This window comes from Flavobacterium xinjiangense (assembly GCF_900142885.1).
Taxonomy (GTDB): domain Bacteria; phylum Bacteroidota; class Bacteroidia; order Flavobacteriales; family Flavobacteriaceae; genus Flavobacterium; species Flavobacterium xinjiangense.
In genome coordinates, this window is the sequence record NZ_FRCL01000012.1 from 38,419 (window position 1) to 52,092 (window position 13,674).

A 13,674-nucleotide genomic window follows, 5' to 3' on the forward strand; every position below is an offset into this window, starting at 1 on the left:
TTATGAGCGAAACACTTTCAAGATATTTACCGGAACATGCCGTAAAACCCGTTTTTGAACTTATCGTTGCCAATCAGGTGCATCTTAAGATTGTAAACGAAAGGCAAACACGTCATGGAGATTATCGAAAAGGCTTGAGTGGGAAACACGAAATCACGGTCAATTCAAACCTTAATAAATATAAATTTCTAATTACGCTGATACATGAAATCTCGCATTTGGTAGCGTTTGAAAAATTCGGGCGAAACATAAAACCACATGGCAACGAATGGAAATATTCGTTTCAACGCTTGATGATTCCTTATATTCGTCCAGAGATTTTCCCCAATCATTTATTGCCCTTATTGGCCAGACATTTCAAAAATCCAACAGCCAGTAGCGATACTGATGCTACGTTGGCTTTGGCACTGAAACAATTTGACCAGCAAAATGATAAAAATTATGTGTTTGAGATTCCTTATGGAAGTGTTTTTAGGATTCAAAACGGAAAAATTTTCAAGAAAATAGCCATCAGAACTAAGCGGTTTGAATGTTTGGAAATAAGTTCTGGAAAAACATATTTATTCAATCCTAATGCTGAGGTCGAGTTATTAAAATCCAGTTAAATGGGTAAGTGTTTACTCTTTCAAATACGCTTCACGAACTTTCTTGAATAAATTAGAAGAATAAACAAAGGCTACAACTGCTTCGTTATCCGTTCTGAAAATTTCTTCTTTGGTTCCTTCCCAAGCTTTTAAACCGTCTTTTAGGAATAAGATTTTCTCTCCAATTTCCATCACGGAGTTCATGTCATGAGTGTTTATAACGGTAGTGATATTGTACTCTTCGGTAATTTCTTTGATGAGGTTGTCAATCAATATGGCAGTATTTGGATCTAACCCTGAATTAGGTTCATCACAAAACAGATATTTTGGGTTGTTCACAATAGCACGGGCGATCGCTACCCGTTTTTGCATTCCTCCCGAAATCTCCGATGGTAATTTTTTGTGAGCGTCAGTAAGATTGACTCTTTTTAATACAAAGTCTACTCTTTCCTGAATTTTTTTATTGTTGTCTTTGGTAAACATTTTTAATGGAAAGCCTACGTTTTCTGCTACAGTCATAGAGTCAAACAACGCACTTCCCTGAAAAACCATTCCTATTTCAGTTCGTAGTTCTCGTTTTTCATCTGCGTTTAAGTCGCGATATACTCTTCCGTCAAAACAAATCGTTCCGGATTCTGGTTGATGAATACCGAGAAGACTTTTTAGCAGAACTGTTTTACCTGATCCACTTTGTCCTATAATTAAATTTGTTTTTCCAGTTTCAAAAACTGTCGAAACGCCTTTAAGGATTTTGATGTCACCAAATGATTTTTCTACGTTTTTTACTTCTATCATTACGTTAATAGTAATTGTGTTAAAATATAATTCATCAAAATTATGGTCACTGAGGTCCAAACAAAGGAAACCGTACTTGCTTTCCCTACTTCCAGTGCGCCACCTTTCATGTAATACCCATGAAATGATGGGATCGTAGCTAATAATAAAGCAAAGATGAAGGTCTTTATGAACGCGTAAGCAATATGAAAGGGGATAAACTCTCGTTGTATACCGTCTATAAATTCGCCACTGCTTCCAAAACCGCCATAAACGCTAGCAATATACCCTCCAAGGATACCAAGAAACATGGCAATCCCAATTAGAAACGGATATAATAATAATGCCATTAGTTTAGGGAAAACCAGATAGTTTAGGGAATTTACTCCCATTACTTCCAGTGCGTCAATTTGTTCAGTTACCCTCATTGTACCAATACTGGAGGTAATGAAGGATCCCATTTTTCCGGCCATTACTACTGAAATAAATGTAGGTGCAAATTCTAAAATGATGGACTGCCTCGTTGCATAACCAATAAGGTATTTAGGAATTAATGGATTAGTCAAGTTCAGTGCAGTTTGTATGGCAACAACTCCTCCTACGAAAAAGGAAATGAATGCTACAATACCAAGAGAACCAATTATTAAATCGTCGATTTCCTTAAAAATAAGATTTTTCATAACGGACCATTTAGTCTGTTTATTGAAAATTTCTTTCATCATTAAGCAGTATCTTCCTATCTGCGTTATATATCTTAGGAGCATCATAGTTTTTGAAATATTGGCTAAATTACGAAAATACTTAGCAGTTAAAAGTTTTCAATTAGGTGTTTTTCGTTAGAAAAGTTTTTCTTTCATTTTCTGTAAACGATATTTCCTTATGAATTTTGCTTGTTCTGGAGTTACCAATAGAGGAGTTTTAGCCGATTTGGCTTTTACGAAACCTTTTATGTAATCCAAAAATAGAAAAGGCTTTTTCTTCATCAGTGCCAGTTTTGCCGAAGCAATTGATGTGATTAAAAATCCGTAGCCTAAGGTGTAAAATGCTTCGCCTTGTTTGTAACGGGCTGTTTTATTATAATTCGCTCCAGTTGGTTTTAAGTGTTTTACGATAAGAGAAGAGTCTGTGACTACTTTCCAGTCATAAAATTTAGATAATAATTCGTCAACGGTATCCCAACCCATTGCAGGTTTTAAGTTTCCTATTTGTTGAAAACACGCTTTTCGATAGGCTTTGAATGCACCACGGATATGGTCTTTATCAGTTAAGTTTTCCAGTATCCATTCGCCATTTTTTTCAATGTAAGCAAATCCGCCAGCCATTCCTATTGCAGCATCTTTTTCGAAAATGTTTAAAACAGTTTCGAAGTAATTTGCGGGTAAAATTAAGTCGGCATCCAGTTTTACGATAACGTCATAATTTTCATCTAGTGTTTCGTAGCCTTTATGGAAAGCCTGAATTACTTTACTTCCAGGTAAATGTATTGCCTCGGAAGTTTTGTTTACCAAAGTAATAAACGGATTTTCTTTGGCGAAAGCCGTTACAATTTCGGCCGTTTTATCAGTAGAATTATCATTGACAACAACTACTTTTTTGGGTAAAACAGTCTGTGAAATCAAAGAATTCAATGTCAAAGCAATAAATGCTTCTTCATTATGTGCCGGAATGACAATATAATAATTCATTATTTTATTTTTTCAGCGTAAATGATGTAATACCTATTCGTAAAATAACGCAATAAGGGACGAAGACCAAATTTTTTAACTGGATTTGTCCACTGCTCTCTGTCGATAATTTTCCATCCTGTTTTCTCTAAGAGCCAATCTAATTGCCAATCTTCAAACTCATGGTAATGTCTGTCCCACATATCTGTTTTGCTGCGATAGGCTGGTGAAAACCACAAACGCATGGGAATAGATATAAAAAGTTTGTCTGATTTTATTTCTTTTAAAATAGTATACGGATTAAGTAAATGTTCGAAAATTTCAAAAGCAGTAACTACATCCGTTTTGTCTGATTGAAATACAGTTTGATTATTGTCTAAGTCTTCTCCAGTTGTATTTTTAACGCAAAATCCTTCCTTTTTCATGATTTTAGAAAAGGGATTTTCTACGCCTAAATCTAATATGGTTTCTGAAGTTGAAGTATGTTTTTTTAGAAATTCTAAAGTATGTTTGAATCTTTTATTTGGAAACGTTTTTTCGTACATTTTTTTATTTTTTAACGGCAAGGACGCAAAGGTACAAAGATATGTTTCTTTTTTGCAGAATTTTTAGCCCGGATAGCAACGAGAAAGCCCACGACTTAAAAAATGTAGTTTTTATTAGCTTAAAAAAGCGACGGAAAGAAGCTCTTTTTAAGGTTTAGAAAAACACATTTTTTAAGTGTGGACTTGAAGTGTATAGCTGGATTAGCTCCAAATAATATTAATATCTGTAAACAAATGCATTAACATTCATTCCTGCTCCAACGGATGCAAAAAGTAAAATATCTCCTTTTTCTATCGATTGGTTTTCTATTTCCCCGCGAATTAACAAGTCGAAAAGGGTAGGAACGGTTGCAACACTGCTGTTTCCCAGTTCATGAATGCTCATAGGCATGATGTCTTGAGGAACCGGTCTGTCGTGCAATTTATAAAAACGTTGGATGATAGCTTCATCCATTTTCTCGTTAGCTTGATGGATAAGGATTTTTTTAACTTCATCTATCTTAATACCGCTTTTATCTAAACAACTTTTCATTGCTGCTGGTACTGTAGTTAAGGCGAATTCATAAATTTTACGTCCATACATTTTTATGTAGCGAATGTCTGGATCTAAATCTGGGTTGTATGATTTTCCAAAAAACAAATAATTGGCTTCGTCGTTAGCGTATGTACCACTTTCGTAGGAAAGCATTCCGGTTTCATCGTCCGAAGCTTCTATTATTGCAGCTCCAGCACCATCTGAATAAATCATAGAGTCTCTGTCATGCTCATCAACTACTCTGGATAAGGTTTCAGAACCAATGACTAAACAACGTTTTGCCATCCCGGATGTGATAAAAGCATTTGCTTGAAGAACTCCTTCTATCCAGCCAGGGCAACCAAAAAGGATGTCGTAAGCAACGCATTTTGGATTTTTTATTTGCAACTTATTCTTTACACGAGTCGCTAAACTTGGAAGCATATCAGATTGAATTGCTCCGTGTTTTACATCGCCAAAGTTGTGTGCAAAGATTATATAGTCTATGGTTTCAGGATCTATTCCTGCATTTTCTATTGCCTTTTGGGAAGCAAAAAAAGCTAGGTCGGAAGAATTTAAATGATCCTCGGCATAACGCCTGTGTTCGATGCCTGTTATTCCTTTGAATTTTTTGATTACTACTTCATTAGGGTAACCAAAAGCTGTTCCGTCTTCATTCAAAAAAACATGTTCACCAAAGTCTGTATTGCTTATTTTTTTCTCAGGAATATAACTTCCTATTCCAGTTATTTTTATTTTCATCGGGTTGGTTTTCCAAAAATTCAGGCTAATTTAATCATAAATAAATTATTAGACTCACAAAATTTACTATGCGTGCATATAATTACGAAATAATAATTTATTGGCAAAAATATTAATTATTTCATTAGGAATTGCGAAAAATGATGCGATATTTATTTCCTAATTGTTGCAATTGGTAAAAAGGATATTTTTAAGAAAATGAATAAATCATTTTTTTTAAGTTTGAGTGTTTTTTTAAATGAAAAAGAAATGTCCCGATTTCTCGAGACATTTCTTTTGAGTTAATTTCAAAATTAATTTTCCATGTAGGCTTCAATTGGAGCACAACTGCAAACTAAGTTTCTGTCTCCATAAGCATCGTCAGCACGACGAACAGTTGGCCAGAATTTATTTTCAGCAATATAATCTAATGGGAAAGCGGCTTGCTCTCTTGTGTAAGGGAAATTCCAAACATCAGTAGTAAGCATTGCTAAAGTATGAGGAGAATTTTTCATAACGTTATTGCTATCGTCAGCATTACTGGCTTCAATTTCTTTACGGATTGAAATCATTGCATCACAAAAACGGTCTAGTTCTTCTAAGTTTTCACTCTCTGTTGGTTCAATCATTAAGGTTCCTGCAACTGGGAAAGAAACCGTTGGAGCATGGAAACCATAATCCATCAAACGTTTTGCGATATCAGTCACTTCAATTCCTTTTTGTTTGAAAGGACGACATTCTAAAATCATCTCGTGTGCAGCACGACCCATTTCACCTGAATATAACGTATCGTAGTGACCGTTTAATTTTTCTTTGATATAGTTCGCATTCAGGATAGCATATTCGGTAGATTGTTTTAAACCTTCAGCACCTAACATACAGATATAACCATAAGAAATCAAACAAACTAAAGCAGAACCCCAAGGTGCAGCCGAAATAGCTGTGATAGCATTTTCACCACCAGTTGCAATTACAGGATTGGTTGGCAAAAATGGTACTAGTTGTGGAGCAACACATATTGGTCCAACACCTGGTCCACCACCACCGTGAGGAATAGCGAATGTTTTGTGTAAGTTTAAGTGACAAACGTCAGCACCGATAGTTGCAGGATTTGTTAATCCTACTTGGGCATTCATGTTGGCACCATCCATATATACTTGTCCGCCATTATCGTGAATCAATTGTGTGATTTCTTTAATAGCACTTTCAAAAACACCATGTGTCGAAGGATAAGTTACCATCAAACAAGAAAGATTGTCTTTGTGAAGAATTGCTTTTTCACGTAAATCTTCCACGTCGATATTTCCGTTTTCTAGTGTTTTGGTAACAATCACTTTCATTCCTGCCATAGCTGCCGAAGCTGGATTTGTTCCGTGAGCTGATGATGGGATTAAAGCAATGTTTCTATGATGATCTCCTCTTGATTGGTGGTAAGCACGAATTACCATTAATCCTGCATATTCACCTTGAGCACCAGAATTAGGTTGTAGAGTCGTTCCTGCAAAACCAGTGATAACATTTAATTGTTGTTCCAATTTTGATAACATTTCCTGATATCCTTGTGCTTGATCAAGTGGTGCAAATGGGTGAATGTTATTCCATTGTGCCATGCTCAAAGGCAACATTTCGGAAGCAGCATTCAATTTCATAGTACAAGATCCCAATGAAATCATCGAGTGATTCAACGCCAAATCTTTTCGTTCCAACATTTTGATGTAACGCATTAAAGCAGTTTCAGAATGGTATTTGTTGAAAACATCGTGTTGCAAGAACGTTGATGTTCTGTTTATGTTTTCTGGAAAATGATTGGTTTCAGATAAACTTTCAATTGTAGTTGCTTGTTTGTCATTTGCGGAAGCAAAAACAGCAATAATTTTATTTAAATCAGCAATACTTGTCGTTTCATTCAAAGAAATTGAAACCGTATTTTCGTCAACGTAATAAAAGTTAATTTCGTTTTGTTCAGCAATCGTTTTTACTTTTTTGGCATCAGCCTTTACAACGATGGTGTCAAAGAAAGCAGTGTTGGTTTGCTGTAAACCTAATTTTTCTAATGCGTTTGCCAAAGTCGCCGCAGAAGCATGTACTTTATTAGCGATATATTGCAATCCTTTTGGACCGTGATAAACCGCGTACATTCCAGCCATAACTGATAACAGTACTTGTGCAGTACAAATATTTGAAGTCGCTTTATCACGTTTGATGTGTTGTTCGCGTGTTTGCAAAGCCATACGCAACGCACGATTCCCATTAGTATCAACAGTTACTCCGATGATTCTTCCCGGCATACTTCTTTTATACTCATCTTTTGTTGCAAAATAAGCAGCATGTGGTCCACCATAACCTAACGGAATTCCGAAACGTTGTGTAGTTCCAAGCACAACAGCAGCGCCCATTTCTCCTGGAGGAGTCAGTTTTGCCAAACTTAAAATATCAGCAGCAACAGCTACTTTTATTTCATTTTCTGCCGCTTTAGCGATAAAATCAGCATAGTCATGAACTTGTCCAAATTTTCCTGGATATTGAAGGATTGCTCCGAAAAATTCAGTTGAGAAATCGAATTCTTCATGGTTTCCAATCACTAATTCAACACCAATAGGAGTGGAACGCGTTTGTAAAACCGATAATGTTTGCGGTAAAATTTCTTCTGAAACAAAGAATTTACAAACGTTAGCTTTCTTTTGATCACGAGATCTTACATCAAATAACAAAGCCATAGCTTCGGCTGCTGCAGTAGCTTCATCTAATAGTGAAGCATTGGCAATTTCCATTCCAGTTAATTCGATAACCATGGTCTGGAAATTCAAAATCGCTTCTAAACGACCTTGAGCAATTTCAGCTTGGTAGGGCGTGTAAGCAGTGTACCATCCCGGATTTTCAAAAACATTTCTTTGAATAACCGCAGGAATAATTGCTTGATTGTATCCCAACCCAATATAAGATTGGAACATTTTGTTTTTATTTCCTAATTTTTGAATATGATTTGCAAATTCATATTCGGTCATTGCAGGTTCTAAATCTAAGTCTGATTTCAAGCGAATGTCACTTGGAATAGTTTCGAAAATCAATTGATCCAGCGTTTCCGCGCCAATTGTTTTCAACATATGTTGTAGGTCGTTTTCTCTTGGGCCTATGTGTCTTAAAGCAAAAGCATCTGTTTTCATACAAAAATATAGGTGTTGTTTTTTAGTGGTGCAAAAATAAGTATTATTAATAATTTAAAAGGTGTTTTGTGGCGCCTATTTTGTCAATTTTTCAACTAAATGATGTATTTGTTCACAATTGACTAATTTTGTTTAATGAAGATTTTTAAACAAATATTTAATTTTTACATAAATAGTAGCATACACGTTGCTTTATCCTGTTATTTTCTAGTCAGGATGACGCAACATATGTTCCACATTTCTTTTGACGAAGCAATTGCTAATTTTGTTTTTTTCGGAACAGTTGTAGGATATAATTTTGTAAAATATGATGCCTTGGCCAGAGCCAAAAAACTGCAAATGCGAACGGAGTTAAAAATAATTGCGCTATTTAGTTTTTTTGCGTTTCTTTTGGTTGGTTTTTATTTTTTTCAACTTCAAAGGATTACCCAAATTGTAGCAGTTGCTTTTTTGAGTGTCACATTATTATATACACTTCCGTTTTTTCCAAATAGAAAAAATGCCAGAAACTGGGCCGGTATAAAAATTTATATAGTGGCTTTATGTTGGGTTGGTGTGACTTTAGGACTGCCTATTTTGAATGCAGAAATTGCTATTACTTCCGATTTTTATCTAAAATGCATCCAGCGATTCATCTTAATTTTTGTATTGGTTTTAATATTCGAAATTATTGATTTGGCAAATGACGATCCTCATTTGAAAACTGTTCCGCAACAAATAGGAATCAAGCGAACTAAATTATTGGGAATATTGCTTCTGATTCCGTTTTATTTTCTTGAATTTTTAAAAAGTAATTTCGATAAAAAACAGCTAATCATCAATTTGATTTTAGTTGCATTAATTTCCTTATTTCTGCTTTTCGCCAATGAAAAACGTTCAAGATATTACGCTGCTTTTTGGGTAGAAAGTATTCCGATAATTTGGTGGTTGTTACTTGTCAGCTTCTAAGAATTGTATTTTTATGAATTATTCTACTGCTTTTCTGATAAAATTCTCAATGTTTTATTTCTCTCAATAAGAAAATTAAGCATATGATTTTTTAAAAATAAATAATCAAATACTTTTCCAAATACCCCAAAAGGGACTTCGTAATATAATTTGTCTTTCATGACAGTCAGCCCATTTTTTTCTGTAAAAAAATGTTCATGTCGAAAAGATTTAAAATGTCCTTCTTCCATTTCATCAACAAAATAGTCATACAGATTCATCGCCGTTATTCTGCTTTTATGTTTTAAATAAACTCCAAAATGTTTGCCTCGCCAAGTTACGGTTTCATTAAAATTGATTAATCCGGACATTATTCCGTCAATTGCGGTTTCATGAGTAGGACTCGCAGATTGCTGGTGTACATCAATATTTCGAGATAAGTCAAAAACAGATTGGCGTGGTGCGTTTATTCTTGTGATAACTTTTAGTACAGTCATTAAAATTAGATTTTTCGTTTGTCTTCAATGCTGATTTTCGAGCCAATAGCAAGAAATACAGAGGTAGGTTTCAACTCTTTAATAAAGGCAAATTCCGGCCCGTAAACAGTTTCAAAATCTATTTCGGATTTATTGTTAATGACCTCAAATTGCTGCCATCTCGGATGTGTAACTTGGTATTCAAAAGTTTCATTTTCGTTGATTTTGGTGTAACCAAAGTAATGTTCTGTTATAAACTCTGCTTCAGAGTCTACTTCAATCAGAATGGGATTTTTATTGGTTTCTACATGTATGGTATTCCAATTGTTATTTACCTTCCATTGGTATATAAATTCGCGTGAGTTTTCATTCACTTTTAAAAGATGTTTCATGGGTAAAGTCTCATAATGCTCATTGTAAAATGTATTTGCTACAAATGATATGGCATATTTTGGAACAATTTCACTGATAAAAACTGCGCCTCTTTTCCAAACTCCGTTCTCAAAAAGTCTCACATAAAACCGAAGATTTACTTCTTCAAAATCAGAATGAAAAGGAATTTTTATTCCTAAAACTCGAACGTTTTCGAATAAGAAACCGATAAAGCTGACATAACATTTGCCGTTGAAGAAATCTATTTCGGTTCCTTTTGGAACGTATTTTTGTAATATTTGAGGATTAACTTCATAATTAATCATTGCAAGATTATTCCACTCGGCTTTTAAGAAACTCATAATTTGATTGAATTAGGTAGTAAAAAGAGAAGCCGAAGTAAGTAAACTTCGGGTTCTAAATAGTTGTTATTTAAATTAATCCTGCTCTCTTTAACAAAGCGTCTGGCGAAGGTTCTTGCCCTCTAAAGCGTTTGTATAAAACCATGGGTTGTTCCGTTCCGCCTTTTGAAAGTACATTTTCTTTGAATTTTGTTGCCACTTCTTTATCGAAAATTCCTTTTTCCTGAAAATAAGCAAAAGCATCTGCATCAAGAACTTCAGCCCATTTATAACTGTAATATCCAGAAGAATATCCACCTTGAAAAATATGTGAAAACGAAACACTCATGCAATTTTCGGCTACATCAGGATATAAAGTGGTATTTTCGAAAACTGCTTTTTCGAAAGCTTTTACATCTGTAATTCCGTTTGGATTGTTACTGTGAAAAGCCATGTCCAATAACCCAAAACTGATTTGACGTAAAGTTGCCAGTCCTTCTTGAAAACTGGCGCTTTCTTTGATTTTTTCCACAAATTCCTGCGGAATAATTTCTCCAGTTTGATAATGATTGGCAAATAAAGCTAAGGCTTCTGGCTCATAACACCAGTTTTCCATAATCTGGCTTGGCAATTCCACAAAATCCCAATACACTGAAGTTCCAGATAAACTAGGATATGTTGTATTCGCTAACATACCGTGTAAACCGTGACCAAATTCATGAAACAAAGTCGTTACTTCATTAAATGTCAATAAAGAGGGTTTAGTTTCTGTTGGTTTGGTGAAATTGCAAACATTAGAAATATGTGGTCTTTCGTTTATGCCATCTTTAATATATTGTGATTTAAAAGAGGTCATCCAAGCACCATTTCGTTTACCTTTTCTTGGAAAAAAATCAGCATAGAAAATGGCAACTAATTGATTGTTTTCATCTTTTACTTCGTAAGTCGTAACTTCAGTATGGTATTTATCGATATCGAAAATTTCAGTAAATGATATTCCGTATAATTTTTGAGCAATCGTAAATGCTCCATTTAAAACTTTTTCTAATTGAAAATACGGCTTTAGTTTTTCATCATCTAAATTGAATAATTTTTGTTTCAATTTTTCAGAATAATAAGCGCCGTCCCATTTTTCTAAATGATCAATGCCATCCAATTCTTTCGCGTAAGCGGTAAGTTCAGCAAACTCTCTTTCTGCTGCGGGTTTTGCTTTCACTAATAAATCATTCAAAAACGATTTTACTTTGTCTGGATTTTGTGCCATTCTTTCTTCCAAAACAAAATGAGAATGTGTTTCGTAACCCAATAAATTAGCCCTTTCATAACGCAATTTGGCAATTTTTAATACATTTTCCTGATTGTCGTATTCATTGTTCTTGAATGCTTTTTTTCCTGCAGCAATAGCAATTTCTTTTCGAAGTTCCCTGTTGTCAGCATAAGTTACAAAAGGAATATAACTTGGGAAATCTAACGTGAAAATCCAACCTTCTGTATTCTTAGAATTGGCTAATGATTTTGCAGCTTCTATAGTTCCTTCTGGCAATCCTTTTAGATCGGTTTCCTCAGTAATAATTAATTCGTAATTATTAGTTTCGGCCAAAACATTTTCACCATAAGTCAGTTTCAGTTTGGCTAATTCAGTATCGATTTCGCGTAAGCGTATTTTTTTATCGTCAGAAAGTAACGCTCCGTTTCTAGAGAAATTTTTGAATTTTTTATCTAATAATGTAGCTTGTTCAGGCATTAAAGTCAAACTTTCTTTTTGCTCAAAAACTGATTTTACTCTTTTGAATAAATCCGAGTTCAAAGTAATATCGTTGCTGAATTCTGTTAACAATGGCGAAACTTCCTGAGCGATTTTCTGCATTTCGTCTGACGTTTCTGCCGAGTTCAAATTGAAGAATATACTGGATAATCGGTCTAGTGCATTTCCCGAAAAATCCAATACTTCTATAGTGTTTGCGAATGTTGGTGATTGTGGATTATTCACAATTGCATCAATTTCGGCTTTTGCAGAGGCAATATTTTCAATAAATGAAGGCTTGTAATCCTCTAGTTTTATTTGAGAAAATGGAGCGGTATCGTATTTTGTATTGAAATGTTGAGTAAGAATTTTCATTGTAGTGTCGTTAATTATCATTAGTTGAAATATAATAATTTCAATATACAAATGTAGGTATTTATTAAAAAAAAATGGGGTTTCTAAACGGATTGATTAACTGTTAAACTTTATAAAACGTCAGTCTCTGTTGGGTTTAAAATTACCTATATTGTAAAAAAATAATTGGTTATTAAGCCAGTTCATTATAATAAAGTTAATAAATTAAGTGCGATATGAAATATCAAGTTACAATAAAAAGCGCCTTTAGTGTGGATGAAATTGAAGACTATTGGACCAATGACGATTATATAAAATTACTGGAAAAATTCGATTATCCAGATGCAGACGGAGATACAACTAGTTTAAAAGAGTTATTGTTTATGGCAATTTCTGATTTTGAACCTAAAGAAGCGGCTGTAATCGTATTGACTTATAAATTATCGGAACAATTAAATGAAGGACAAATCCAACAGATTTCTAATGACATGTTTTTAGATAAAGTTTGTGAAGAATATCCTGAAATAGGTTTGCATTCGAAACTGTTTCACGTCAATCAATTACTTTTCAAGGCTTATAATGGAAAATTCCCTAATGCGAAAGCTACTGTTGTGAAATGTAGTTTTACTCCTTTAGAGGATGAAAATGTAAAAGAGTTGTCAAAGGAAGATATTTTAAAACTGTTAAGTAACGGATTGTCTGAAAGTACTCTTATTAAAAGATTGTTTGATCAGGCGATGACTCAAAATGCTCCATTTCCAGAAGCAGAGGATATACTTTGGGATTTATCCACAACTGATAATGTCAATTTTACTATTGTCACATCTGAGTATTGGTTAAATAGAGATGATATTATCGCTTCAGAATTTGAAGGCGTTATAGAAGATTCAGTAATTGTAGAATAATAAATTTATGATTTGAAATAGAAAAAAGCTCCGTAATGGAGCTTTTTTTTTATTTATTGAGAGTTTCGGAGGCAATGTTTACTGCTTCTTTCAATCCTGTTTTATACAATATGATTCGGTCGAGTACTGCTTTGTTGTGACTTCCTATAATTTGAGCGGCAAGGATTCCGGCATTTTTCGCTCCATTTAGCGCAACTGTTGCGACAGGAACACCTCCTGGCATTTGAAGAATAGACAAAATACTGTCCCAACCATCAATAGAATTACTTGATTTTACCGGAACGCCAATTATTGGTAGAGGTGACATAGAAGCTACCATTCCAGGTAAATGTGCTGCACCTCCAGCACCCGCAATTATAACTGATATCCCACGATGATGTGCGTTTTTACTAAAATCGAATAATTTTTCGGGAGTTCTATGTGCGGAAACAATGTCAACTTCTGTTTCTATGTCAAATGCTTTTAAGATGTCTATCGCTTCTTGCATTACGGGCATATCTGATATGCTTCCCATTATTACGGCTACTTTCATTTTTATTTATTTAAAGATTAAAAAATTTAAAGATTGA

Annotated in this window: 13 protein-coding genes; 3 read left to right on the forward strand and 10 right to left on the reverse strand. The window is 34.3% G+C overall.

Features of this window, described 5'->3' with window-relative positions:
• Nucleotides 1-2: 2 nt before the first annotated feature.
• Nucleotides 3-605, forward strand: coding sequence for a SprT-like domain-containing protein (locus tag BUC23_RS13500; RefSeq protein WP_073210296.1), 603 nt, complete (start codon nt 3-5; stop codon nt 603-605).
• A gap of 12 nt (nt 606-617) precedes the next feature.
• Here BUC23_RS13500 and BUC23_RS13505 read toward each other — a convergent pair whose 3' ends face one another.
• From BUC23_RS13505 to gcvP, 6 genes are all read right to left on the reverse strand, one after another.
• On the reverse strand, nt 618-1,379 hold the full coding sequence (locus tag BUC23_RS13505; RefSeq protein WP_073210298.1) for an ABC transporter ATP-binding protein: 762 nt from the start codon (nt 1,377-1,379) through the stop codon (nt 618-620).
• On the reverse strand, nt 1,379-2,125 hold the full coding sequence (locus BUC23_RS13510; protein WP_073210300.1) for an MlaE family ABC transporter permease: 747 nt from the start codon (nt 2,123-2,125) through the stop codon (nt 1,379-1,381). The genes BUC23_RS13505 and BUC23_RS13510 overlap by 1 nt, the downstream gene beginning before the upstream one ends.
• A 69-nt stretch (nt 2,126-2,194) precedes the next feature.
• Complete coding sequence (locus BUC23_RS13515; protein ID WP_073210302.1) at nt 2,195-3,043, reverse strand: glycosyltransferase family 2 protein; 849 nt, start codon at nt 3,041-3,043, stop codon at nt 2,195-2,197.
• Nucleotides 3,043-3,567, reverse strand: a complete 525-nt coding sequence (locus BUC23_RS13520; protein WP_073210304.1) for a methyltransferase domain-containing protein — start codon at nt 3,565-3,567, stop codon at nt 3,043-3,045. The genes BUC23_RS13515 and BUC23_RS13520 overlap by 1 nt, the downstream gene beginning before the upstream one ends.
• 217 nt (nt 3,568-3,784) lie before the next feature.
• A complete protein-coding gene (locus BUC23_RS13525; RefSeq protein WP_073210306.1) occupies nt 3,785-4,843 on the reverse strand; it encodes a 3-oxoacyl-ACP synthase III family protein in 1,059 nt (352 codons plus the stop codon).
• Nucleotides 4,844-5,136: 293 nt separating this feature from the next.
• Nucleotides 5,137-7,986, reverse strand: coding sequence for an aminomethyl-transferring glycine dehydrogenase (gene gcvP / locus BUC23_RS13530; RefSeq protein WP_073210308.1), 2,850 nt, complete (start codon nt 7,984-7,986; stop codon nt 5,137-5,139).
• A gap of 135 nt (nt 7,987-8,121) precedes the next feature.
• Here gcvP and BUC23_RS13535 point away from each other — a divergent pair, with 135 nt between their 5' ends.
• Entirely contained in the window at nt 8,122-8,934 is an 813-nt protein-coding gene (locus BUC23_RS13535) for a hypothetical protein (RefSeq protein ID WP_073210309.1), read from the forward strand.
• Nucleotides 8,935-8,957: 23 nt separating this feature from the next.
• Here the strand turns inward: BUC23_RS13535 and BUC23_RS13540 are convergent, their stop codons facing one another.
• The 3 genes from BUC23_RS13540 to BUC23_RS13550 form a co-directional block, all read right to left on the reverse strand.
• Nucleotides 8,958-9,410 carry an SRPBCC family protein gene (locus BUC23_RS13540; protein ID WP_073210311.1) on the reverse strand — a complete coding sequence of 151 codons (453 nt, stop codon included), beginning with the start codon at nt 9,408-9,410 and terminating at the stop codon, nt 8,958-8,960.
• Between the two features lie 5 nt (nt 9,411-9,415).
• Nucleotides 9,416-10,123, reverse strand: coding sequence for a YqjF family protein (locus BUC23_RS13545; protein WP_073210313.1), 708 nt, complete (start codon nt 10,121-10,123; stop codon nt 9,416-9,418).
• Nucleotides 10,124-10,193: 70 nt separating this feature from the next.
• Nucleotides 10,194-12,221, reverse strand: coding sequence for a M3 family metallopeptidase (locus BUC23_RS13550; protein WP_073210427.1), 2,028 nt, complete (start codon nt 12,219-12,221; stop codon nt 10,194-10,196).
• 215 nt (nt 12,222-12,436) lie between these two features.
• Here BUC23_RS13550 and BUC23_RS13555 point away from each other — a divergent pair, with 215 nt between their 5' ends.
• Nucleotides 12,437-13,105 (forward strand): hypothetical protein, encoded by a 669-nt coding sequence (locus BUC23_RS13555; RefSeq protein ID WP_073210315.1) that lies wholly within the window; start codon nt 12,437-12,439, stop codon nt 13,103-13,105.
• Nucleotides 13,106-13,154: 49 nt separating this feature from the next.
• Here BUC23_RS13555 and purE read toward each other — a convergent pair whose 3' ends face one another.
• Nucleotides 13,155-13,637, reverse strand: coding sequence for a 5-(carboxyamino)imidazole ribonucleotide mutase (gene purE / locus BUC23_RS13560; protein WP_073210317.1), 483 nt, complete (start codon nt 13,635-13,637; stop codon nt 13,155-13,157).
• Nucleotides 13,638-13,674: the final 37 nt, after the last annotated feature.